We start from the raw sequence: 22,219 nt of genomic DNA, 5'->3' as shown, positions 1-22,219 counted from the left end.
TCGTGGACGGCGGCACCGGAGACCGCTGTCTGCGACAGTCGATCCGGAGGAGCGGCCGGCGGGCGACTTACGAATCGGAGCCGCTTTGCCCCGGCACTCAATCGCCGAACGAAAACCGCGGAGACGCTCGGCGCGGGGTGCGGGAGCCCGACGCCGTTGTGGGCACAAGCGAACGCTAGTCACTAGAGAGTGCCGATGAGTACGGCGTCGGTCGACTGGAGGCGGATCTGGCTGATGTCGGCCACCGCCAGCCGGAGCCGGTATCCGATCGTTCCCGTGCCGTTGACGACCTGGCACGTGCCGACCGGGTGCGCGGCGCCGGCGCGGTCGACGGCGAGGGCCCGGTACGCGCCGTCCGCCGGCGCGGCGGTGACGGTCACCAGCAGCCAGGACGGGTTTCCCTGATAGAGGAAGACGGTGCCGGCCGGTCGTGCGTCCGCGGTGGTCAGGGCGACCGCCTTGAGGTAGCGCCCGTTGGCGACGGCGAGGGTCTGCCGGTACTGGTCGGCGAGACGCCGGTCCTCCGCCGTACGCGCCTGGACGAACAGTGCTCCGCCGCCGGCGGCGACCAGCACCGAGACCGCGAACGCCAGGGCCGCCGCGACTCGTCGACGGGCCAGGAACCGCCGCCGGGATGGCGGTGCGGGAGCCGCGTCCAGCCGGGCGAGCACCCTGCTCTCGAACCGCGGCGGGGGATCGACGGAGGGCGCGAGCAGCAGGACCGCATCGGCGGCCGTGGTCAACTGGCTGAGTTCCCGGCGGCAGTCACGGCACTGCGCGACGTGGGCCAGCGCCCAGGCCCGGTCGTCCCCGGCGGCCACGCCAGCGGCGAGTTCCGGGAGCAGGGCGTGCACCTCCCGACACGGCGGCAGCTCACTCATCGCGTACCTCGAAATGATCGCGCAGCCGGGACATGCCCAGCCTGATCCTCGTCTTGACAGTGCCCAGCGGCACGCCCTGCAACTCGGCGATCTCCTTCGCCGTGAGTCCGTTGAAGATCGCCAGCACGACGGCGGAGGCTTGTTCGGGTGGCAGCCCGTGCAGGGCGACGCGGACACGGTCGGCGTCAGCAACCTCGTCGGACGGTTCGGTGGTGGCAGTTCCGGTAGCGGTGAGCAGCGCCACCATCACCTCCGGCTCGTAGGGGAGATCGCGGCGCAACCGAATGGCGTCGATGGCCGCGTTCCGGGTGATGGACAGCAGCCACGGCAGAACGGCACCCCGCCGGGGATCGTAGCCGCCGGCGTACCGCCAGGCCCGCACGAACGCCTCCTGTGCGACATCCTCGGCGGTGGCCGAGACTCCGACGATGCTCACCGCCAGGCCGAAGACGCGGGCCTGGAAGCGGCGCACGAAGCTCGCCGTGTACTGCGGGTCGCCGGCGGCCATCCCGGCGACCAGCGCCTCGTCACTGACACCCACGTCCAGTACTACGCACGGCGGGTCGGTGCGGGATCTCTGCTGCGCGATAGATCCCGCAACAGGTCGACACAGGTAGTACCGGCATGAGACCCAAGACCGCGGCATGCGCCGCACTGCTGGCCACGCTGACCGCCTGCACCGGGACGAACGCCGCGACCGAGGGCGATGGCGGCGGACCGTCCGTCATCGTCGTCGAGCCCGCGAGCGGCGCCACCGTGCCCACCCCGTTCACCGTCAAGATCGACAGCAACGTGCCGCTCGGCCCCAGCGAGTCCGGCCAGCACCACGTACACATCTGGTTCGACGACAACGAATCCGACTACCTCATCGTCGAGTCGGACACCGTTCAGATCACCGCCGCGCCTGCCGGGCAGCACACGATGCACGTGTCGCTGCGCAACGCCAACCACTCGCCGGCCGGGGCCGAGGCCACCACGCCGATCACCGTCGGCGGCGGAGGACCGGTGCCCTCGTCCAGTGCCGGGGGCGATGGCGCTTCGCCGACGTCCGCCGGCACCGACCCGTACAGCTACTGACGGCATGGCTCGCGGCCCGGCCACCGTTCGGCGTTACTCCCGCGCCACCCGGTGGTTTCACGCACTCACCTACCTCACCGTGCTGATCGCACTGGGCACCGGCTGGTGGCTGGTCGCCGGGCGGGAAGGGCAGCCCAGCGTCGCCGCCCGGCTGACCGGGATCGCCGACACCAGCCTGCACCGGTACGCCGGCTGGGGGCTCGCGGCACTCGCCGCGACCGCGCTGACGCTCGGGGTACGGGCCACCCGTACCTTCGTCCGCGAGTCGCTGCGCTACGACCGCGGAGACCTGCGGTGGTTCACGCGCTGGCCGGCCGGGCTCGTGACCGGCCGGTTCGCCCGGCACGAGGGCCACTTCGACCCGGGACAGCGCGTCGCGAACCTGCTGATGGTCGGCCTGCTCGCCGCCCTGATCGGCAGCGGCATCGGGCTGGTGGTCGTCACCGGTGGTCTCTGGTTCGTCTGGCTGCAACGGGTGCACCGCTGGGCCACGTACCTCATCACGCCGATCCTCATCGGACACAGCGTGATCGCCGCCGGCCTGCCGCCCGGATACCGCGGCGTCTCCCGCGCCATGCACCTCGGTGGCCGGCTGCCGCTACGCGTCGCCGAACGGATCTGGCCGGGCTGGCTCGAGCGGCAACGCGGAGCAGACCATGACAGATGAGCCGCCATGCACCTACACGACAGCGATCGCCGCGCTGCTCCTCGGCGCTCTCGGCCCGCGCGAACGGCAGGACCTCGAAGCCCACCTACGGCAGTGCCCGACGTGCCTGGGGGAACTCGTCCTCCTCGCGCCGCTGCCCGGCCTGCTGCACCGAGCCGCGCCCCCTGGCTCGTGCCCCCGACGGGATCCGTGAACGACGGGCCAGGAGGCCGCGAGGCCGGTCCGGCGACCCCGGTCAGGGACGAGCCGGGGTCGAGCAGCGGAGATCAGCGGCGGGCCGGGATACGCTGGCCACCTACCTGACCGGGCTGGCCGCGATCCGGGCGCAGGACACAACCTAGGTACGGTGATCAGATCGTGTTCTCGTCGCGTCGCCGAGTCCTGACCGCCGTGGCGGTCGCCGCCGTCACCGCGGTCGCGGCGCTGGTCGCCGTACTCCAGCTCACCGGCGACCGGCCCGAGGAACCGGCCGCCACCCGGGTCGTCCAGCCGGGCGCGCCGGGGCAGGCCGGCCGTACGCTCTCCCCGGCCGAGCAGGCCCAACTGCCCCCGCCGCCGGCGCACACCGCCGCCGACACCCAGTTCATGCAGCGGATGATCGCGCACCACGCGCAGGCGCTGGAGATGACCGCGCTCGTCCCGGACCGCGCGGACAGTCAGGAGGTGTCGCTGCTCGCCCAGCGGATCGAGACGTCGCAGCGCGACGAGATCGCGCAGATGCAGCGGTGGCTCACCGAACGCGGCGAGCAGGTCCCCGGGCCGCACGCGCAACACGCCGGGCACGACGCGGTGATGCCGGGGATGCTCACCCCGGAGCAGCTCGGCCGGTTGGGGCGGGCCCGCGGCGCGGAGTTCGACCGGCTCTTCCTCGACCTCATGATCCGGCACCACAACGGTGCACTGACCATGGTGGAGCAGCTCTACGCGGCGGGCGGTGGGCTGGCGATCTCGGCCTCGACCTGCTGTTCCTTGTCGATCAGCCGGGCGTAGCTCATCGCCTTGTGCTTGGAGGCGTTCGCCTCCAGCTTGGTGCCGTCCAGCGCGGATCCGGGAGATCGACCGGTAGTCAGAACCCTGACCCGCCGCCAGGTAGCGAAACGCCACCGTCCACGCACTTGCGCTCGACCGCCCTTGATGAACGCACCACCGGTGGCGTAGCCGTAGATCAGCGCACCATCGGCCGCGGGTCGTACGGCGGGAACCCGCGCTTGTCGGTGTAGGAGGCCAGGATCGGACCCAGATCCAGCACCTCGTCGACCAGATCGGCGACGAACCGAGCCAGGTGCCCCTCGGGCAGCCACTCGTCCAGCGACGGCGGCATCAGGTAGACCTGATGCGGATCGAACATCCCGAACCGCTTGTCCACAGCGATCTTCGGCCCGGATACCGGCGCCACCGTGAACAAGCCGTCGTCTGCGCTATACCGCATCCTCGCCCACCGGGCGATCACCGCCTGGACGCGACACCACTACCATCTGCCCGGTGACCGACGACTTCTACTGCGAGCAGGCACTCAACGGCAAGACCCCGATCCAGGTCGTGGCCGAGACCGCCCACGTGCTCGCCTTCCACCACACCCGGCCCTTCTGGCCCGTCCATATCGTCGTCGTTCCCAAACGCCATATCCCGTCGCTGGTGGACCTGGGTGACGCCGACATCTCCGAGGTCCATCAAGTCCTGGCCGTCGTCCGCGATATCGCGACACAGGTCACCGCCGAACACGGCGCAGCTCGCGTCCTGACCAATCTCGGTGCCTACCAGGACTCCAAGCACCTGCACTTCCACGTGAACAGCGGCGAGCCGTTGCGTCACGACTGATGAACACCACCGCCAGCGCGATCATTACTGACCCACGCTCCTTGCGGCACCGGCCCCCACTGACTCCCGTCGCAGGCCGCGCCGCGTCACGGGCCGCCACTGACGCCCTTGGGCGGAGCCGCGCAGCGGGCCGTCGCTGACGCCCGGTGCGCGAGGCCACCACTGGCCGCCGGACAGCGTCGGGGGCGTGTCCTGCCAAGGCTTCGGCAGGACACGCCCCCGCCTGGCGATCCTCAGTGTGCGTCAGTCGAGACCGGCGCACTGGCCGGTGGCCTGCCCCTGCACCGTGTTGGCCGCACCGAGGTTGATCGGCGCCGGCGAGTTGCCGGTGCAGGCGAGCGGGCCGCGCACCGTGCTGTCGGCGATGATCGGCTCGACCGTTCCGGTGCCGCCGGTCAGCACGGCCGGCCCGTGGATCTCGGTGTCCACGATGGCGGCGCTGCCCGTCGTACCGGTGACGCTCACCGGCCCGCGCACGGTGCTGTGGTAGAGGTGCACCGCCGCCGCATTCGACGCCGACACCGGGCCGGAGATCGACGAGTCGATGGCGAGCAGCGTGGCACCCGGGCGGACCGTGACCGGCCCGGAGACGGTCGCCCCGATCAGGCAGGTGACGCCGGTGACCGTCAGCGGCCCGTTGTGCCGGTTCGCGACGGTCGTGGTGCAGGTCCGGAGCAGCTGGTCGAAGCGGGCCCGGGCCACCGCGAAGCTCGGCGCCCAACTGATCCTGGTCTGCAACTGGGCGTTTAACTGGGGCAGCTGCACCTCACAGGCCGCTTCGAATCCCGATCCGCTGGTCACGCCGGGTACCATGCCTGCTCCGGACGGCGGTCGGCATGCGGTGCCGACTCGGCCTACCGAGGTCCTACTCCATCAGGCGTTCGCGTGGGTCGTCGCATCGCCTCGCTGGCGCGGGGGTGCGACGAGTCTCCGGAGCGGCAGGGCGATGAGCAGGGCGACCGCGACCAGGAGGCCGCTGACCCACACCGGGCCGAGGTTTCCAGCGCCGTCCCCGAGGGTCGCTGCCGCGACGACGGGGCCGCCTGCGGCACCGATGTTGAGCGCGGCGGTCGCATACGATCCGCCCATGGTGGGTGCGCCGGCTGCCTCGTAGAGCACCCTGGCGATCAGCGTGCTGCCCACCGCGAAGGAGAGCGTGCCCTGCACGAACACGAGGGACAGAAGCGCCACCGGCTGGGCGGCCAGGGTCGCCATCGCGACCCAGCCGAGCAGCAGCGAGGGACCGCCGATTGCGATCACCATGCCGGGACGCTGATCGGAGAGCCGTCCCGCGACGCTCACGCCGACGAAGGACCCGATCCCGAAGAGCACCAGCACGACCGAGACCCACAGCGCGCCCAGGTCGGCCGTGCCGGTCACGATGGGTGCCAGGAAGGTGAACGTGGCGAAGGTGGCGGCGTTGACGAGGGCGCCGAGCAGCATGACCAGGGCCAGCCTGGGCATCCCGAGTTGGGCGATCTCGCCCCGCAGCGATGAACCGGCCGGAGTGCCCCGAGGGGTCTGTCCGGCACGTGCCGGGATGCCCCTCAGCACGCCGAAGGCGGCGGGAAGGCAGAGCAGCGCGACCGCCCAGAAGGTTGCCCGCCAACCGAGCATCGTGCCGAGCACCGCACCGCCGGGAACTCCTGCGATGGTGGCCATCGTCGTACCCGAGAGCAGCACCGCCAGCGCGCGCCCTTTCTGGTCGGTGGCGACGAGCGTGGCCGCCGTGCTCAGCGCCACCGCCAGGAAGCCCGCGTTGGCCAGGGCGGCGATCACCCGGGTGACGAGCAGGACCGCGAAACTCGTCGTGCTGGCGCCCACGACGTGGGCCACGGCGAAGGCCAGCACGAAGCCCAGCAGGCTGGCCCGGGCAGGCCACCAGCGTGCCAGCGCCGCCATCAGCGGCGCGCCGACGATCATCCCGACAGCGAACGCCGAGGTCAGCAGCCCGGCGGCACCGACCGACACGTCGAGGCTGGTCGCGATGTCCGGCACCAGGCCGGCGAGCATGAACTCCGAGGTGCCCATGGCGAAGACCGCCACGGCAAGCAGGTAGAGCGGCAGAGGCATCAGGAACTCCGTGGTGAGAGAGAACGAGGAAACGTCTCGTCACCGCGGCCAGCGCCCATGGGTGCACGCAGATGTCCCAGACAGCGAAGACTGCTGGGAGGCGAACGAGGGAACTCAGTGGTTCAGGGGGCTGACGGCGTGACCGAAAGCCCCCACCGTGGCTGCCTCAGGGCTCGACATGGCGCACACCCTACTCAAGCCCACCGCTCGTCACGCAACTGGATTCGGTGTCGTCGCCCTGTTGCCGCGAAGAAACGAGGGTCTGCGCCAGATCGATCGCGTCACGTATCGTCGCCCGATGGCCCTGCGGTTCCTGGCGCAGCTCCGTCCCGTGATCGTCGTGGGCGGGCAGGCGCTCGCCTGGCTGCTGCTCGCCCTCGACGCCCGGCGGGAATGGAGCGCGGGCGGGCTCGTCGTGCTCGTCCTGCTGCTCGGCGCGCTCGCCGCCATACCGGCGGCGTTCGCCGGCTCGCCAAGATTCCGGCTGACCGCCCTGGCGACACAGACCATCGGGGCCGGCGTCATCGCGCTGGCCCTGCACGACACGCCCGACAAGCGGGCCCTGTGGGCGTACGCCGTGGCGGCTCTCGCGGCGGTGGCGCTGCCGCCCGGCCGGCCGGCGCTCGGCCGGCCGACCGTGATCGGTCTGGGGTTGGCCCTCGTGCTCACCATCGGCGTGTCGGCTCCCGCGCTGGCGTGGGGTGGCACGCAGCCGGACGCGGTGGTGTGCCTGCGGTCGGGCGAGCCCGCCTGGAACCTGGTGCGGGAGAGCCACCGTTTCGATCCGAATCGCGTCATCGCCGGCTTCGGGCACGACGGGCCGCAGGCGGCGTGCCTGGAGGTGCTGTTCGATCCCGGTGCCACCACCGACGACGCCGCCGACGTCGTACGCCGCTACTGACGCCCGGAAGTGTCGGGTAGCGCTATGCCCGGACCCAGCGGTTCACCAGGGACACTACAGCTGCCTGCTGGGACTGGATGGTCTCCAGGTCGGGGAAGGTAACGACGCCCCGGTCGGGTGCCAGCCAGGTCACCAGCCCGGTGGAATCGTGGAAGGTGAAATCGGCAACGTCCGATCGGACCTTCGCGCCGCGGTGGAAGATGAGTTGCAGGCGATCAGCGGGGCGAAGCCGGAAGGTGACGCGGTCATCTCCGTTGTATCGGAAGCTCGGGGCGTTCCACTTCACATGCTCCGAGATGTCAGCGTTCGACGCCAGGATTGCCGATCTCAACTCCTCGACACCGGCTCTCAGCGGGTGATCGAGAGTGGCCATGAACGCGTCAACCTCGCCAGACCTGTTCGGCACCTGCCACGTCCTTCCGAATGTCCGCGAAGAATGAAAGATCATCAGTCTGACACCTTTGGCTGCCATCAGTCTGTTTCGGCCCGCACTGAGGTTCCCCCCGGGATGTGGACACCGGGTTATGCCGCGATCTGTTGCAGCGTAGTCGGTTGCAGGGTTTGTTCGTAGTTGGCGGGGCTGAGGTAGCCGAGTGCGGAGTGGCGGCGTCGGTGGTTGTAGAAGGCGATCCAGCGGAAGACGTCGCGGCGGGCGTCGGCTTCGCTGGTCCAGGTGCGGCGGTCGACGTCGAGTTCCCGCTTGAGGGTGGCGAAGAACGCCTCGGCCAGGGCGTTGTCATACGACGAGCCGGTGCGCCCCATCGAGCGGCGGACACCGTGGCGGCGGCAGGCGTCGGCGAAGTCGCCGCTGCCGTATTGGGCGCCCCTGTCCGAGTGGAAGATCACGCCGTCGACCCGGCCGCCGCGGGCGGCGACCGCGGCGTCCAGGGCGTCGATGACCAGGCCGGTGCGCATGTGGATGTTGATCGACCAGCCGATCAGCCGTCGGGTGGCGATGTCGATGACGGTGGCCAGATACAACCAGCCGGCACCGACGCGCAGGTAGGTGATGTCGCCGCACCACCGCTGGTCCGGTGCGGTGGCGGTGAAGTCCCGGCCGATCAGGTCCGGCGCCGGCGGGACGGCAGGATCCGGGATCGTGGTCCGTTTGCGGCGGCGCAGGTGCCGACCCACGACATCCCGTTGCCGCATGATCCGCTCGACCCGTTTGCGGTTGACCCGCACACCCCGCTCGTGCAGCTCGACGGTCACCCGAGGGGATCCGTAGGTGCCACCGGAGTCGGCGTGAATCCTGGTGATTTGCTCGGCGAGGGCATCCTCGTCGGCGGCGCGAGCCTGCCGGGCCGGCTCGCTTGCCGTCCAGCGGTAGAACCCGGAGCGGGACACCGCCAGGATCCGGCACAGCCGCTTGACGCCGAACGTGGCACGGTGGGCGGAGATGAACCGGAAGCGGCTGGTCACCGATCCATCTCCTTCGCGAAATAGGCGGCTGCCTTGCGCAGGATCTCCTTCTCCTGCCGCAACTCCGCGTTCTCACGCCGCAGGCGGGCGATCTCGGCGTCCTTGTCGGCCACCGACAGCCCGTCCCCACCCGAGACGGGCTCGGCGGCCTTGGTCTGGCGTTCGGCGGCGCGGACCCAGTTGCGCAGCGTCTCGTGACTCATCCCGAGCTCACGCGCCACCTGGTTGATAGGCCGCTGCGACGAACGGACCAGGTCAACCGCGTCACGCCGGAACTCTTCCGTGTACTTCGATGGACGCCCCAACGGGGACACCCCTTCCTCTGGACCAACATCCAGTCTCAGGGTGTCCACATCTCAGGGGGAAGCCCAGCACCTCGCATCGAACTGGCGTCGCGCGTTCAGGCCCAGCCCTCCTGAGCCAGCCGGATGCCCAACTGGAGACGGTTGTGGACGCCGTACGCCTGCATGATTGCCTGCACCCGACGCTGCGTCGTCCGTTCCGCGAGGTTGAGCTGGCGCCCGATCGCCTTGTCGGTCAGGCCGGCGACCAGCAGCCGCACCACGTTCTGCTCCAGCGGATCCAGCCGCGGCCCGGTCCGCAGCGACCCGGGCGTCGGGCCGGCGACGAGCGGGGTGGCCTGCTGCCAGAGCGTCTCGAAGAGCAGGTGCAGCGAGTCCAACAGGGACGAGGGGTGGATGACGGCGGCGGCGGTGATCGCCTCCGGTGCCGTCTCCAACGGCAGCATCGCGATGCGGCGGTCACCGATCACCATCTTCAGCGGCAGCCCCGGGATCACCCGGGCGACCTCCCCGGCGGCGACCAGGCCACGAATCGCCTCGTACTTGCCGGGAGTCTCCAGCGCGCTCCGGTCGTAGAGGCAGCGATAGCTGGTCACTCCCTCGGTCAGTAGTTGGGTCTCCAGCGGGTTGCCCAGGTGCTCCGCCGCGTACGGTGGGGTGTCGATGATGAGGACTTCCGTCGTGGAGGTCCGCTGGATCTGCTCGAAGCGTTGCAGGGTCGCCTGCCGCCCCACCACGACCTCGATGATCCCGGCCGGCACCGTGGCACGTCCGGCCCGCCGCCACCGCTCGGTCAGCTCACCGGCGAGGGCCCGGGCCTTCGCGATCTCCTGCTCGCGTACCCGGCTCAGGTTGTCGAGCGCGACGTCGGGGGCGACCGCGGCGTGCCGGACCGGGTGCCCCGCCAGCGTGGTGACCAGCCCTTTCGCCTCCAGCGAGGTGAGGACGGCGGCCGGGGAGTCACCCGACGTGGACCGCCAGTCTTCACCGACGTCATCGGCGGTCGCGGCGGGTCGGTCGACCAGCAGCAGATACATTGCGCACTCGTCCGCCGACAGACCCAGGGCGCGCAGGTCCACCTCCACCATCCCTTCGTGGCGTGTTCCCGTCGTTGGCAGGAGTACGCCACCGCGGATGCTAGCGGCCCGTGCGACACCGCTGCGATGATCCTCGGACTCGCAAGGGTCGTACCTGCACGAGGGGGATGCGGATGCCACGGGGTCTGTTCGGTGTGGCCGGAGCGGGGCGCACCTGGACGAGAGCGTTCACGGTGGCCGTGGCCGCGAGCGTCGTGGCGGGCGTGGTTGCGCCACCGCTGGCTGCCGCCCACGACCCGGCGGCGTCCGTCGGTCCGGCACCGTCGTCGGGCACCGTCACCACGGTGGGCACAGTCGTGCTGATCACCGGCGATCGGGTCGCGGTGGCCCGGGACCGGGACGGCAGCTACCTGGCGACGCTGCTGCCCGGCGACGACGGGACCCGTGCCAACGTCACGGTGGTGCGGCACGACGCGGATGTGTACGTCATTCCGACGGAGGCCCAGTCGTACATCGCGGCCGGCTCCCTCGACCGCGAGCTGTTCAACGTCACCGGCCTGCTCGGCGTGCTGTCCGGGCAGGACGCTGTGCCCCTCATCGTCGAGTACGACGAGGGCCCCGGCGTCGGAACCCTGGCGAGCCGCCGGCCGCCGGCGCACAGTAAGCGGACGGCTGCCCTGGAGAGCATCGACGCGCTGGCGGTCACGGTCTCCACCGCGGAGGCGGCCCGGTTCTGGTCCGGGATCAAGCGCACCCTGCCCACGGGCACGCAACGCTCGACCGGCGGGATCAGCAAGGTCTGGCTCGACCCGGTGCTCAAGCCTGACCTGGCCGAGAGCGTGCGCCAGATCGGCGCGCCGACAGCGTGGACGGCCGGCTTCGACGGCACCGGAGCGCGGGTGGCGGTGCTCGACACGGGATACGACCCGACACACCCAGACCTGGCCGGACAGGTCGTGCGCTCTGCCGACTTCAGCGGCACCGGGATCACCGACGGGCACGGCCACGGCACCCACGTGGCGTCCACGGTGGCGGGCACCGGCGCGGCCTCCGGTGGCAGGTACGTCGGGGTCGCACCCGGAGCCGACCTGCTGGTCGGCAAGGTGATGACCAACGAAGGCTCGGGCATGGGCTCGTGGCTGATCGATGGCATGGAGTGGGCGGTGGCCAACGGGGCCACCGTGGTCAACATGAGCCTCTCCACCGAGGTCACCGACGGCACCGACCCGATGAGCCAGGCGGTCAACGAGCTGAGTGCAAGCTCCGACACCCTGTTCGTCGCGACATCCGGCAACACCGGACCGGACGAGCTGACGGCACGGGCGCCGGGCAACGCGGACGCGGCATTGTCGGTCGCCGCCGTGGACAGGTCCGATTCGCCCGCCTCCTTCTCGAGCCGGGGCCCCCGGGCCGGCGACTACGCGGTCAAGCCCGACATCGCCGGCCCGGGGGTCGGCATCGTGGCCGCCCGGGCCGAAGGCACCACCCTGGGCACCCCGGTCGGGGAGCGGTACGTGACGGCCTCCGGCACCTCGATGGCCGCCCCGCACGTGGCCGGAGCGGCGGCGATCGTGAAGCAGCGCCACCCGGAATGGGATGGTGAGCAGATCAAGGCCGCTTTGATGGGCTCGTCGGCGAGTGTCGCCGGAGCGAGCGTGTACGACGTCGGTGCCGGCCGTGTGGATGTCGCCCGCGCGGTGGCCCAACCGGTCACGGCCAGCCCGGGCTCGGTCAGCTTCGGCAGGTACGCCTGGTCCGAGGAGGACCGGGACGACGTCACCAGGACGATCGTCTACCGCAACTCCGGCGACCGGGCGCTCACCCTGGGTCTGACCATCGAGGCCGCCACGACCACCGGCGCACCCGCCCCGGCGGGCATGTTCACCACGGACGCCTCGACCGTGACGGTACCGGCCGGCGGAAGCGCCGAGGTCCGGCTGACCCTGGACCCCGACCTGGGCGACACCGGGCTGTACGGCGGCCAGGTCCGGGCCACCGCCGAGGACGGCACGACGGTGCACACCAGCCTCGGGGTGTTCAAGGAGCCCAGGATGGTTGAGCTGGTCGTCGAGGGCATCGCCCAGGACGGCTCGGCGGCCGCCGGCGGTAGCTCGGTCGACCTGTGGAACCTGGACACCGGCCGGTGGACCAGCGGAATCTTCGGCGGCAAGGGCGGCGCCGGACCGGCGGTCTTCTCCGTCCCAGTCGGAACCTACAGCCTGACGAGCTTCCTCTGGACGATGGACGACGCCGGGGCGTTCGGCCGGGAGATCGCCATGGTCAGCAAACCGGAGATCACCCTGACCGAGGACACCCGCATCGTGCTCGACGGGCGCACCGGACAGCGGCTGGATCCGGTGACCCCGCAGCCCAGTGAGGCCCGCCAGATCACGATCGGCTACCACCGCGCCTCGGGGCGGCACAGCTTCGCCGTGCACTACCTGTTGGACAGATACGTGGATGCCGCGTACGCCACGGAGACCGAGCCCGTGACGCGCGGCGAGTTCGAGCTCTCCTCCCACTGGGAGCTGTACGCGCCGGAGTTCACCATGAAGCTGGCCGGTGTGCCCGCGACGCTGGAGGCGGAATACAGCATCGGGTCGCGGCGGATCGACGGGCACCGGACCTACGATCTGGTCGACGCCGGACGGGCAACGCCGCAGGACGTCGCCGGGCGCGACCTGAGCGGCAAGCTGGCGGTCATCGAGCGCTCCGACGCCGTCAGCGTCGCCGAGCAGGTCCGCACGGTCGGCGACGCGGGTGCGGCGGCGGCGATCGTCTACCACGACCGGCCGGGCTTCCTGCTGGCGGCCGTGCCGACCACCTCGCCGATCCCGTCGTTCACCATCGAGCAGGCACCGGGCCGGGACCTGCTGACCCGACTCTCGGCCGGTCCCGCCAAGCTTCAGATCGCCGGTACCCCGGACAGCCCGTACGTCTACGACCTGTTCCCCTACCACACCGGCCACGTCCCGGCGGCGATCGATCGGACGGTCGAGCACCTGTCGCTGGCCCGGACGGCGGCGAGCTACCACGCCTCGGGCGCGCCGCAGCGCGGCGCGGAGGTGCTGTTCCCGCGCCGGCCGTACGACAGCTTCGTCCTGCGGAAGGCGCAGGAAATCGCGGTCCCGTCGGCGCGGACCGAGTGGGCCAGCCCGGGCGAGGTGGTGTGGCGCCCGATGACCTGGCACACCGTGACCCAGGACGGCGGCCTGATCGGGTCACCCCGGTCCTACACTGCCGGCCAGAAGCGCACCGAGGACTGGTTCCGCCCGGTCGTGCGGCCCGGCGTCCCAGCGGTCGGTGACGGGGACGACGCGCGGTGGGGCATCCCCGGCTACCGCAGCGGTGACCAGTTCACCATCCAGATCCGCAGCCTGCTGGACAGCGGCGAGCACTACTCCGAGCGGGCCGGTGACTCGGAGTCCCGGCTCTACCGCGACGGCGAGCTCGTGGCCGAGCGGGCCGGCCTGGAGGGCACCTGGCCAGCGTCGGCCGAGCACGCCCGGTACCGCCTCGAACTCGACGTACGCCAGTCCGAGCCCTGGTGGCAGCACTCCACCAGCAGCCACACGGCGTGGGGATTCACGTCCAGCCGTCCGGCCGGCGGCCAGCAGCTGCTGGATCTGCTGCAAATCGACTACGACGTGCCGACCGATCTCAACGGCGACGTCGCGGCCGGCGAACCCACCGAGGTCGGCCTACGCGTCTACCCCCAGGCCCGCCGAGACCAACCAGCGGACGTGTCGCTACGGGTGTGGGCCTCCCACGACGCGGGCGGGACGTGGCGGGAGGTCGGCAAGGTCAAGGCCGCCGGCGACGGGTCGTTCGTCGCCACCGTCGCGCACCCGAAGGGTACGGAGACGGTGAGCCTGCGGGTGGTGGCCACCGGCGGCGATGGCGCCTCCATCGACCAGACCGTGATCCGGGCGTTCGGCGTGGCCGGTTCGTAGCCTGTATCGGAGCGCGGCGGTAAGCTGCGGGCGTTCCGGCCAGGCCGGACCGCAGTTGCACCGCCAGGCCGCGCGACGCCCTCGGGACGAAGCATTCGCCACCGACACGAACAGGGCACGCTGGCGACCGTCAGGGGGTGGGTGCCGGGGTGACCGCGCCCAGGGCGCTGCCGAAGAACACCAGGAACGTGAAGGCGATCATCGGGCCGACGAAGACGTAGCCCATGACCAGACCGGCGACCGCCATGCCGTGGCCGGACCTGGTGCCGTCCCGGGTTTCCCGCAGGGCGAGGTGGCCGAGGACGACGGCGAGGATGCACGGCAGGCCGAACAGGCACCAGCCGCCGAGCACGCCGAGGATCCCGAGCACCATCGACGCCGTCGCCATGCCCGAGGTGAGCGGCGGCTGCACCGCCGCCCGCTGCGCCGCCGGCGGGTAATCGCCGGGCCGGTAGGGCGCGACGGAGACCGGCGGATACGGGCCGGGCACACCCGACACCTGGTACGGGCCGGGCACAGCGGACACCGGCGGGTACGGCCCCGGCACGGCGGAGATCGGCGGCTGCGGCTGGTAGGGGTCGTGGCCAGGCTGTGGGTAGGTCATCCTCCGGATTCCGTTCTTCCGTCGAGTCGGGTGAGCAGGGCGCTCACCTCGGTGTGCAGGCGACGAAGTTCCGCAGCGGTGGGTGCCAGCTCGTAGCAGTGGTGGTGCGCGGCGGCGGAGAGCGTCGCCCAGGCGAACGCCACCCGCCGGGCGGTCTCCGTGCCCGGGCCGAGCCGGCCGCGCAGCATCAGCTGCTTGGCGCGGCCCTGCCGGCAGGCGGCCACGGTCGGCTTGACCCGCCGCCAGTAGCTGTCGATGCCGCCTTCGAGGGCGAGCCGGATCAGGCAGGCGCAGGCCCGCGGCCACCAGCCGGCCGTCAGCGCGGCGGCGCCGAGCGCACCGGCGCCGCGCAGCAGTTGGTCGGCCGCCGCCAGGCAGCGCTGTGGGGTCGGCGCGGTCACGACAGCGCCGCCGTGAGCAGGCGGGCGTCCGCGACCAGTCCGGGCAGGTCCGCCAGGTACGCCCCGTGCACGCCCTCCCGGCACGCCTGGTAGGCGTTGACGGCGCGTCGCCCGTGTCGGCGGTTGAGCCAGCCGAGTACGTCACCGCCCCGGTCGGCGTCGTCGAAGGCTGCCAGGGCGACGATGGTGGTGAGCCGCCGGGAGGCCGCCTCGATCGCCTTCTCGATGTCGGCGTGCGGCACGCCCCGCCCGACCCGGGTCCGCCAGATCACCCGGTGGCAGGCGGCCTCGATCGCCGAGCGGCACAGCTCCGCGACCACCGGTCCGCGTACCTCGGCCGCGATCTCCTCGTTGCGGGCCAGCGCGTACGCGTCGTCCAGGTAGCGGGTCACCGGGTCGGAGGCGGTCCGCAGCGTCACCACCGACCGCTCCGCCCGGGTCACCTCGATGATCCGCGCCTTGCCCAGGTCGAGCCGGCGGACCGCGTCCGGCAGGCGGGTGTCGTGGGTGAAGACCACCACCTGCCGCTGCTCGGCCAGCTCCGCGAGCACCCGCGCCAGGCCGTCCACCTTGGCCGGGTCCATGCTCTGTACCGGGTCGTCGACGACGATGAACCGGAACGGGCTCTCCGGCGCGCAGCCGCGCGGCAGGAACGTTGCCAACCCGAGGGCGTGCATCTCGCCCTGGCTCATCACTCCGAGCGCGGTGCCGTTGTCGGCGCCGTCGACGCTCACCGGGAACACCACCCGCCGCCGGGTGTTCGTGCCCGCGAGGGTCATCGCACCCAGCTCGACGTTGCTCTCCTGCCGCAGCTGCGCCCAGATCCGCTGCGAGTGCTCAGCGAACGGCGCCACCCGCTCGTTGCGCAGCCGCGCCGCGGTGTCCTTCAGCCAGGCCCGCGCCGCCTTCAACCGCGCAAGCGTCGCCTCCCGCTCCGGCAACCGGCCGGCGGCGTCGACCCAGCCGCGCAGCTCGGCCGCCGCCCGCCGCCAGCCGGTGTCGCGCTGGCGCAGGAACCCCTCGGCGTACGCGCGGGCGGCCCGCGCCGCCGTCACCACCGCCGGGTACCGCGCGGTGAGGTGCGCCGCCAGCTCCGCCGGCCCTCCGGGCACGTCCCGCAGCGCGGCCACCGCCTCGCGCAGCGCGTCGAGCGGCGTGTCCGGCAGGTCGCCGTCGGGCACCGTGACGTCGTCGACCAGGTGACGCGCCTGCCGCAGCAGCGCATCCAGCCGGGCGGCCGCGGCCTGCGCGGCGAGACTCCGGTCCCGCAACTGCGCCAGCGACGCGGACGCGGCCGTCTGCCACTGGGCGTCGAGGGTGCCGGCGGCGCAGACCGGGCACGGGCCGTCGCCGGCGTCCTGGTGGTGCTCGATGGCGAGGCGGAGCAGCTCGGCGCTGCGCAGCGCCGCCCGGGACCGCCCGCCGTCGTGCCGCCGGGCCTCGGCGGTGGCCTCCGTCAGCTGGGCGGCGAGCCGGTTCACCTCCTCCGGGGCCGGCAGGGTCAGCTCGACCAGCCGCCGGCACAGCAGCAGCGGCCCGTCGGCGGTGACCTCGTCGGGCTCGTCGCAGATCGCTGTCAACGCCGCGAGATCGACCGCGCCCCGACCGGCGAGCAGCACCCTGGCCCGCCGGGCCCGGTCGTCGGCGATGTCGGCCAGGCTGCCGAGGAGGGCGACGCGCTGCGCGCGTACCTCCTTGATGGCTGCCTCGACGGGCCGGGCGGCGGCCATCAGCCGCTGGTCGGCCTCGGTGATCGCTTCCAAACCGAGGATCGCGGAGATCGCGTCGAAGAGCTGGCTCTGCGTGCCGGCGGTCAGCCGGCCCAGCTCGGCGGCGGTGAGGAACGGCCGGTACAGCTCCAGCGGGCGGGCCAGCCCCAGCTCGGCGAGGTCGACGTGCCGACCCTGGTCGCTGGTGACGGTGACCTCCGCGTCGGCCAGCGCCGCGCCGAGCGGCCACGACCGGGTCACCGTCACCGGCGTCGCCACGCCGTCCACCCGTAGCTCCGCCACGATCCAGCACGGGTCGGGGGAGTGCAGGTTGCGCCACCCCGTACGCCAGACGCTGTTGCGGTCAGCCCACCGCGCGCTGTCACCGGTCAACGCCAGCTCCACCGCCTCGGCGAAGCTCGACTTGCCGGAGCCGTTGCGGCCGACCACCAGCGTGAGGCTCGGACCAGGGTCGATCTGAAGCGTGCGTTCCGGGCCGACGCCGCGGAACCCGGCGACGGTGACCGCGGAGAGCCAGATCTGCTCCTTCGGGCCCTCGTCGACCGAGGGACCCGCGCCGATGCTGGTCTTCTCGCCCCGCAGGGCGGCGGCCAGGTCGGCGTCGCCGCTGAGCGCGGCGAGGACCACCTCGGCGGTGTGGTCGGGCACGTCGTCGTCGGCGAGCCGCTCGAAGATCAGCTCGACCAGGGGTTCGGTACGGGACCTGCCGACGGTCGCCGGTGCGGGGGAGTGCTGGCGGGGAAGCTGCATGGTCGTCTCCAGGCGCGAGGTGTCCGCGGGCCGGTGAACGTGCCGACCCGCCCGGGGGAGCGGTGGAAGAGGTTTCGGTACGTGTGGCTGGTGCCGTCAGGTGCTGTGTGGTTGGCTGTCGAGCTGCCCCAGCTGTGCGACCAGGGGCGTCAGTGCGGGATGGTGGCGTGCCAGTCGCGCAGGAACGCGTCGACCAGGGCGTGCGCCCGCGGGCGTACGTCGAAGGCTTCGCCGATGCGGCGGCGCGCCATGTGCGACAGGGCGTCGGCGGCCTCGTTGAGGGCGTGGCCGGAGTGCCCCTTGACGTGGGCGAAGGACAGGTCCGGCCGCCGGCTCACCAGCTCGGCGAGCCGCACCAGGGTGGGCTGGGCGGACCACCTGCGCGGCCGCAGGCTGTAGCCGGCCGGCATGGCCTCGGTGTTGCCCGCCTGCCAGCGGCGCAGGTACCGCAGGGCAGCCAGGCTGTCCAGCAGCACGGTCAGCCCCGACGGCACCTCCTCGTACGCCGACAGCAGGAAATCGACCGCGCGCAGCTCGTTGATCAGGACCCGCGAGTATCCGGTCGGGTCCAGCCGGCCGGTGCCCCGGCTGCGCAGACCGTAGTGGCCGTCGCTGACCACGTACCCGATGCCGCCGGCGCGGCCCTTCCAGCTCGCGTCGGTGGCGGCGACCAGCGGCGCGGTCGTCCCCGCCCAGCGGCCGATCCGGCCGCGACCGAGCTGCTGGTCGGTCGGCTGCGGCCGGCAGGCCGAGCCGTGCCGGGCGGCCTGCTGCTCCGCCGCGTCGAGCAATTTGGTCGCCGAGCCGAACTCGTCGTAGTGCGCGGCGGTGAGGGCGAGGCGCACGGCGTCGCCGATCCGCTGGCAGTCCGCGCAGCGGGTCGCCCGGGCGTAGGCGCGCAGCGCGAGGGCGCGCTCGTGCAGGGGAGTGGGGAGCAGGTCCAGGGCGCGCAGGAACTCATCGGGACGCATGGCCGCTCCGCTCAGAATTCGGAGATGTCGGTGACGACGGCGGTGAGCTTGTCGCTGGAGCGCTTGGTGCTGGCCATCTCCTCCTGCTGCACGGAGGCGGAGTCTCCGGTCACCTCGAAGGTGTTGATGATCGGGTCCTCGGCACCCTTGACCTGGTACGTCACCTCGTACGTCTTGGACGGGTCCAGGTCGCCGGCGCCGGTGTAGGTCACGCCGATCCGGTAGGTGATGTTGCAACCGGCGCTGCCGAAGCACTGCTTCTTGAGGACCTTGACCTTGAGCTTGAAGTCGCTCTTCGTCGGGGTGTCGTAGGCGAGAACCGGCGGCGCGGTCGTCGCGGGCGCGGTGGTCGGCGCCGCGGCGGTGGTCGGGACGGACGTGGTCGAGTGCGCCTGCGGCGCGGCGGTGGTGGCCTTGCTGTCGGACGGCTCCTCACCGCCGATGGTGGCCAGCAGCGCGCCGCAACCGCCGAAGCAGAGCAGCAGGACCAGCACGATGGCGCCGGGGATGATCCACCGGACACGGCGCTTCTTCTGAACGGTGTTCTGCGGGTAGGCGGTGTCCGTCGTCTCGGGCTGGGCCTGGTGCTCGGGCTGCGGGTCCGGCTGGGCCTGGGGCTCGGTCATGGTTCTCTCCTCCTTGCGGCGGTGGTGGGGGTGGCTGCGTCAGCGAGACCGGCTGTGCGGTGGGGCGGGGAGTCGAGGGCGGGCTTCGCGGGTCCCGCCCTCGACGCGGGGGGTCAGCTCAGCGCGACCTCGACGCCGCCGGAGAACGGCGAGTCGTGCAGCTCGAGCTTGGCGAGCTTGGCCTTCTTGGGGATGTCGAAGACGAGGACGCCGGTCACCTGGTTGCCGGGGTTGATCTCGGCGAACAGGGTCTGCTGGTCCTTGTTGGCGTAGAGCGCAGCCTCCGAGTCGGTGGAGTACTCGGTGCCGTCGGCGGCGTACGCCTTCTGGCTGCTGTCGATCAGCGTCTGCGGCTCCTTGCCGATGTTCTTGACGTTGACCGTGACCAGGCAGAACTGGCCCTGGGCCTTGTCGCCGAGCAGGTCGGAGCCGACCTTGGCGACGCCGCACTTGGCCGACTTCACCGTGAACTCGAACTTCCCGTCCCGAGCGGCCTGGCCGATCTTCGCCGTCTTCGCGGGCTTGTCCTCGCCCTTGGCGGCGGTGTCACCGCCACCAGAGCTGGAGCTGCTGACCTCGTCGGTGGCGCCGGCGCCGCAGGCCAGCGCGATGAGAGCGGTGGCGAAGAGGGCGAAGGTCGTGGTCTTGCGCATGGGGGAGCTCCATTTCTCAAGGGGGATTCCGCGGCTTCCGACCGGAAGCGGTTCGTTGATGCCGCTGAATCACAGCAGCGGTCGCCCACCGCACGCCAGCAAACGACCATCCGAACATTGGTAACCGGGGTTACCAGAAATGCGACTACCGGAGAAGCGGCGAGCCATCTACCGTCGACCCATTGCCGACGCGATCAACGGGATGAGGAGGTGACGGTGGCCGCTGCCGATCTCATCTCGCTGCCCGAGATCGCCGACCTGGCCGGGGTGCAGCGTCCCGTGGTCACCACCTGGCGCCGCCGCTACCCCGGGTTTCCCGCTCCGGTGCAGGTCGACCGCGGGCGGCCGCTGTTCAAGGCCCGCGAGGTCGTCGACTGGCTGGTCGACACCGGCCGCGCCGAGCGTCAGTCGATCGAGCCGGACCTTCGACTGCACCTGCTCTCCGGACTGGCGCTGCAGGCCGCCTCGCCATCCGGCGTCGGCCGGCGCCGCGCTCTCACCTCCCAACAGCTGGTACCCGCCATCACCGCCCTGATCTGCCTGCACCACCTCGACGACGAACCGTTGCGCCCCGACGGCTACACCGACCGGCAGGTGGTGGAGGCGCTTCGCGAGCGCGCCACCGAGGCGGACTGGGATGACGAGCTGCTCCGGTCGGAGATCGAGGCGCTTCCGCCGGAAGCCGCCTGGCTCGCCGAGGTGGTCGACGAGCTGATCGAGGCGGCGTGGGGCACCGCGCAGGCCTACGAGCGGGTGCTCGCCGTCCGGAACCGGTTCGCCGTGCCGCAGCTCTACGAGGCGGCGATCCTCCCGCGGTTGGCGCGACTCATGGTTGGGCTCTCCGGCATCCGCGAGCACGCCGACCTGTACGGCTTCGTCCAGCTTGCCGATCCGCGCGCCGGCGCCGGCGACCTGCTCATGGCCGCCCGGCATGCGCTCGGTGAGCACGACCCGGTCATGTTCGCCGCTGAGGCTGACCCGCTGCTGGCTCGACTGGCCCGCCGCCGGCTCGTCGTCCACGGCGTCTCCCGAGGCAGCTGGCAAGTCGACATCGCCGCAGCTCGACTGTCGGGTTCATCCGCAGCCGACGTGGCGTTCATCCAGTTGCCCTACCAGCCGGCCGAGGCGCGCACCGACCTCAACCCGTTCCCCGAACTGGCCGACGTGACCAGGGCACTCACGCCGGGGCAGACAGCCGTCGTGTTCGGCCCCGCCGAGCTGCTCGTCGGCGTCCTGCCGCCCTACAAGCCGGCGGCCCGGTCCCGGAACGAGTTGCTCAGCACGGGCCGGGTCGAGGCGATCGTGCAGCTACCCGGCGGCATGATGCCCTTCCGGCCGGGTTACCAGACCGCCCTGTGGGTGATCCGGCACGAGGAGGCACCCGAGTGGCAGGGGCGGGTGCTGCTCGCGGACATCTCCGATCGACCGCTCACCGAGCGTGTTGCCGACGAACTAATCGTCGACGTCGCCACCTGGCGCCGGGAGGGACACCGCCCGGAGCAGCATCTCCGGGCGTACGCCAGCCAGGTGCGGATCGCCGACCTGACCGTGCCGCGGCGCCCACTGACCGCCCGTCGACCGGCAACGCTGCGTGAATCGGTCCGCGACGGACGGGTGACCGTCGCGGAGCTGGCGGAGCTGGAGGTGGAGCTCAACGGACTCGCGGAACCTCGCCCGCAGATTCGCACGCACCTCGCCGCCCAGGATGACATCGAGAGGGCACCGACCAGGTCGATCGGCGCGCTCGTCCGTGACGGTCACCTCGTCGTGCTCAACGGCAGCCGGATCGCGGAGGGCGACATCAGCGGAGACGGCCACTACCCGGTCATCGGGCCACTGGCGCTGACCGGAGCCACGCGGGTCGGTTCCCGCCGGATCGACCGTGGCGTCTTCGCGCAGCGCTATCCGCGGGCCCGACTCACCGAAGCTGGTGACGTCCTGGTGACCATGACGCCCTGGCTGCGGGCCTACCACGATGCCATGGGCACCTCGGTTGTCGACTATCCGACGCGGGCGCTGCGCATTCTCCCCGACGGGCGGGAGCGGTTCACACCCCGGGTGCTGGAGGCCCTGCTCAACGCCGTACCCAAGGAGCGGCCGGCCGGCGCGGTGCGCGCCGCGACCCGGCTGGCCGACCTGCAGCTTCCCCTCCTTCCTCCCGCCGACGTGGCGCGGCTCGACTCGCTGCTCGCGGCGATGGAGGAACGCCGTAATCTGGCCCGCCGTGAGCTGGCCCTGCTCGACGACCTCGGTCGACGCGCGGTGGCTGGGCTCACCGACGGCACCCTGACCCTCACGGAGGGCCCGCCGCTGGCTGGACCACCCCGCCGTGACCAGCAAGACTGACCGCACC

21 protein-coding genes and 1 pseudogene are annotated in these 22,219 nt (G+C 71.8%); 8 read left to right on the top strand and 14 right to left on the bottom strand.

All coding sequences use genetic code 11. From position 1 onward, the window contains the following. Positions 1 to 182: 182 nt before the first annotated feature. Positions 183 to 881, bottom strand: a complete 699-nt coding sequence (locus FHX32_RS30615; RefSeq protein ID WP_109899349.1) for a zf-HC2 domain-containing protein — start codon at positions 879 to 881, stop codon at positions 183 to 185. Further along, complete coding sequence (locus FHX32_RS30610; protein ID WP_199235736.1) at positions 874 to 1,422, bottom strand: RNA polymerase sigma factor; 549 nt, start codon at positions 1,420 to 1,422, stop codon at positions 874 to 876. Before FHX32_RS30610 ends, FHX32_RS30615 begins: the two co-directional genes overlap by 8 nt. An 83-nt stretch (positions 1,423 to 1,505) precedes the next feature. On the opposite strand from FHX32_RS30610, the gene FHX32_RS30605 reads away from it, so the two are divergent. The 4 genes from FHX32_RS30605 to FHX32_RS30590 all read left to right on the top strand — a co-directional run bounded on the left by FHX32_RS30605 (position 1,506) and on the right by FHX32_RS30590 (position 3,615). Beyond that, entirely contained in the window at positions 1,506 to 1,958 is a 453-nt protein-coding gene (locus tag FHX32_RS30605) for a hypothetical protein (RefSeq protein ID WP_109899350.1), read from the top strand. Between the two features lie 4 nt (positions 1,959 to 1,962). Then, complete coding sequence (locus FHX32_RS30600; protein WP_167190882.1) at positions 1,963 to 2,625, top strand: cytochrome b/b6 domain-containing protein; 663 nt, start codon at positions 1,963 to 1,965, stop codon at positions 2,623 to 2,625. Then, a complete protein-coding gene (locus FHX32_RS30595; protein ID WP_109899352.1) occupies positions 2,615 to 2,818 on the top strand; it encodes a zf-HC2 domain-containing protein in 204 nt (67 codons plus the stop codon). Before FHX32_RS30600 ends, FHX32_RS30595 begins: the two co-directional genes overlap by 11 nt. A gap of 164 nt (positions 2,819 to 2,982) precedes the next feature. After that, the gene (locus FHX32_RS30590) at positions 2,983 to 3,615 is read left to right on the top strand and encodes a DUF305 domain-containing protein (RefSeq protein WP_146228047.1); all 633 of its coding nucleotides are present in this window, start codon (positions 2,983 to 2,985) and stop codon (positions 3,613 to 3,615) included. Here the strand turns inward: FHX32_RS30590 and FHX32_RS30585 are convergent. Further along, positions 3,564 to 3,991: pseudogene (locus FHX32_RS30585) on the bottom strand (transposase); the annotation flags it as partial. The gene FHX32_RS30590 and the pseudogene FHX32_RS30585 overlap by 52 nt on opposite strands. Positions 3,992 to 4,107: 116 nt before the next feature. On the opposite strand from FHX32_RS30585, the gene FHX32_RS30580 reads away from it, so the two are divergent. Then, positions 4,108 to 4,443 carry an HIT domain-containing protein gene (locus tag FHX32_RS30580; protein WP_167190879.1) on the top strand — a complete coding sequence of 112 codons (336 nt, stop codon included), beginning with the start codon at positions 4,108 to 4,110 and terminating at the stop codon, positions 4,441 to 4,443. A gap of 243 nt (positions 4,444 to 4,686) precedes the next feature. Here FHX32_RS30580 and FHX32_RS30575 read toward each other — a convergent pair whose 3' ends face one another. Together FHX32_RS30575 and FHX32_RS30570 are read right to left on the bottom strand one after the other, a co-directional pair. Continuing rightward, entirely contained in the window at positions 4,687 to 5,244 is a 558-nt protein-coding gene (locus FHX32_RS30575; protein ID WP_146228048.1) for a hypothetical protein, read from the bottom strand. A gap of 72 nt (positions 5,245 to 5,316) precedes the next feature. Beyond that, entirely contained in the window at positions 5,317 to 6,516 is a 1,200-nt protein-coding gene (locus FHX32_RS30570; protein WP_167190875.1) for a Cmx/CmrA family chloramphenicol efflux MFS transporter, read from the bottom strand. 298 nt (positions 6,517 to 6,814) lie between these two features. Between FHX32_RS30570 and FHX32_RS30565 the strand changes: the two genes are divergently transcribed. Further along, the gene (locus FHX32_RS30565; RefSeq protein WP_109899357.1) at positions 6,815 to 7,417 is read left to right on the top strand and encodes a hypothetical protein; all 603 of its coding nucleotides are present in this window, start codon (positions 6,815 to 6,817) and stop codon (positions 7,415 to 7,417) included. Between the two features lie 22 nt (positions 7,418 to 7,439). Here FHX32_RS30565 and FHX32_RS30560 read toward each other — a convergent pair whose 3' ends face one another. The 3 genes from FHX32_RS30560 to FHX32_RS30550 form a co-directional block, all read right to left on the bottom strand. Next, positions 7,440 to 7,790 carry a DUF1801 domain-containing protein gene (locus FHX32_RS30560; RefSeq protein ID WP_233257705.1) on the bottom strand — a complete coding sequence of 117 codons (351 nt, stop codon included), beginning with the start codon at positions 7,788 to 7,790 and terminating at the stop codon, positions 7,440 to 7,442. 149 nt (positions 7,791 to 7,939) lie between these two features. Continuing rightward, positions 7,940 to 9,144, bottom strand: a protein-coding gene (locus FHX32_RS30555) for an IS3 family transposase (protein ID WP_486481391.1) whose coding sequence is annotated in 2 segments (ribosomal slippage) — positions 7,940 to 8,913 and positions 8,913 to 9,144 — 1,206 coding nt in all. Because the reading frame shifts where the segments join, the coding sequence is not laid out codon by codon here. A gap of 95 nt (positions 9,145 to 9,239) precedes the next feature. Then, positions 9,240 to 10,229 (bottom strand): helix-turn-helix transcriptional regulator, encoded by a 990-nt coding sequence (locus FHX32_RS30550; protein ID WP_109899358.1) that lies wholly within the window; start codon positions 10,227 to 10,229, stop codon positions 9,240 to 9,242. A gap of 122 nt (positions 10,230 to 10,351) precedes the next feature. Between FHX32_RS30550 and FHX32_RS30545 the strand changes: the two genes are divergently transcribed. Then, positions 10,352 to 14,131 (top strand): S8 family serine peptidase, encoded by a 3,780-nt coding sequence (locus FHX32_RS30545; protein ID WP_167190869.1) that lies wholly within the window; start codon positions 10,352 to 10,354, stop codon positions 14,129 to 14,131. A gap of 130 nt (positions 14,132 to 14,261) precedes the next feature. Here the strand turns inward: FHX32_RS30545 and FHX32_RS30540 are convergent, their stop codons facing one another. The 6 genes from FHX32_RS30540 to FHX32_RS30515 form a co-directional block, all read right to left on the bottom strand. After that, the gene (locus FHX32_RS30540) at positions 14,262 to 14,735 is read right to left on the bottom strand and encodes a DUF4190 domain-containing protein (protein WP_109899360.1); all 474 of its coding nucleotides are present in this window, start codon (positions 14,733 to 14,735) and stop codon (positions 14,262 to 14,264) included. Continuing rightward, positions 14,732 to 15,136, bottom strand: a complete 405-nt coding sequence (locus FHX32_RS30535; protein ID WP_109899361.1) for a hypothetical protein — start codon at positions 15,134 to 15,136, stop codon at positions 14,732 to 14,734. The genes FHX32_RS30540 and FHX32_RS30535 overlap by 4 nt, the downstream gene beginning before the upstream one ends. Further along, on the bottom strand, positions 15,133 to 17,616 hold the full coding sequence (locus tag FHX32_RS30530; RefSeq protein WP_167190866.1) for an ATP-binding protein: 2,484 nt from the start codon (positions 17,614 to 17,616) through the stop codon (positions 15,133 to 15,135). Before FHX32_RS30530 ends, FHX32_RS30535 begins: the two co-directional genes overlap by 4 nt. 149 nt (positions 17,617 to 17,765) lie before the next feature. After that, a complete protein-coding gene (locus tag FHX32_RS30525; protein WP_167190863.1) occupies positions 17,766 to 18,587 on the bottom strand; it encodes an RNase H family protein in 822 nt (273 codons plus the stop codon). Positions 18,588 to 18,598: 11 nt separating this feature from the next. Continuing rightward, positions 18,599 to 19,213 carry a hypothetical protein gene (locus tag FHX32_RS30520; RefSeq protein WP_167190860.1) on the bottom strand — a complete coding sequence of 205 codons (615 nt, stop codon included), beginning with the start codon at positions 19,211 to 19,213 and terminating at the stop codon, positions 18,599 to 18,601. Positions 19,214 to 19,326: 113 nt separating this feature from the next. After that, a complete protein-coding gene (locus FHX32_RS30515; RefSeq protein WP_167190857.1) occupies positions 19,327 to 19,866 on the bottom strand; it encodes a DUF4352 domain-containing protein in 540 nt (179 codons plus the stop codon). Positions 19,867 to 20,082: 216 nt separating this feature from the next. On the opposite strand from FHX32_RS30515, the gene FHX32_RS30510 reads away from it, so the two are divergent. Then, positions 20,083 to 22,212 (top strand): hypothetical protein, encoded by a 2,130-nt coding sequence (locus FHX32_RS30510; protein ID WP_167190854.1) that lies wholly within the window; start codon positions 20,083 to 20,085, stop codon positions 22,210 to 22,212. Positions 22,213 to 22,219: the final 7 nt, after the last annotated feature.

It is taken from the genome of Micromonospora sp. CNZ280 (assembly GCF_011759515.1).
Note: the sequence above shows the minus strand (reverse complement) of the source record. Positions and strands in the feature narration are given on the sequence as shown.

Coding starts and splice junctions, on each gene's coding strand:
- FHX32_RS30595 (WP_109899352.1), top strand. CDS start 2,615: ATGACAGATGAGCCGCCATGCACCTACACGACAGCGATCGCCGCGCTG.
- FHX32_RS30615 (WP_109899349.1), bottom strand. CDS start 881: ATGAGTGAGCTGCCGCCGTGTCGGGAGGTGCACGCCCTGCTCCCGGAA.
- FHX32_RS30530 (WP_167190866.1), bottom strand. CDS start 17,616: ATGCAGCTTCCCCGCCAGCACTCCCCCGCACCGGCGACCGTCGGCAGG.
- FHX32_RS30570 (WP_167190875.1), bottom strand. CDS start 6,516: ATGCCTCTGCCGCTCTACCTGCTTGCCGTGGCGGTCTTCGCCATGGGC.
- FHX32_RS30540 (WP_109899360.1), bottom strand. CDS start 14,735: ATGACCTACCCACAGCCTGGCCACGACCCCTACCAGCCGCAGCCGCCG.
- FHX32_RS30515 (WP_167190857.1), bottom strand. CDS start 19,866: ATGCGCAAGACCACGACCTTCGCCCTCTTCGCCACCGCTCTCATCGCG.
- FHX32_RS30520 (WP_167190860.1), bottom strand. CDS start 19,213: ATGACCGAGCCCCAGGCCCAGCCGGACCCGCAGCCCGAGCACCAGGCC.
- FHX32_RS30565 (WP_109899357.1), top strand. CDS start 6,815: ATGGCCCTGCGGTTCCTGGCGCAGCTCCGTCCCGTGATCGTCGTGGGC.
- FHX32_RS30545 (WP_167190869.1), top strand. CDS start 10,352: ATGCCACGGGGTCTGTTCGGTGTGGCCGGAGCGGGGCGCACCTGGACG.
- FHX32_RS30605 (WP_109899350.1), top strand. CDS start 1,506: ATGAGACCCAAGACCGCGGCATGCGCCGCACTGCTGGCCACGCTGACC.
- FHX32_RS30525 (WP_167190863.1), bottom strand. CDS start 18,587: ATGCGTCCCGATGAGTTCCTGCGCGCCCTGGACCTGCTCCCCACTCCC.
- FHX32_RS30550 (WP_109899358.1), bottom strand. CDS start 10,229: ATGGTGGAGGTGGACCTGCGCGCCCTGGGTCTGTCGGCGGACGAGTGC.
- FHX32_RS30560 (WP_233257705.1), bottom strand. CDS start 7,790: ATGGCCACTCTCGATCACCCGCTGAGAGCCGGTGTCGAGGAGTTGAGA.
- FHX32_RS30600 (WP_167190882.1), top strand. CDS start 1,963: ATGGCTCGCGGCCCGGCCACCGTTCGGCGTTACTCCCGCGCCACCCGG.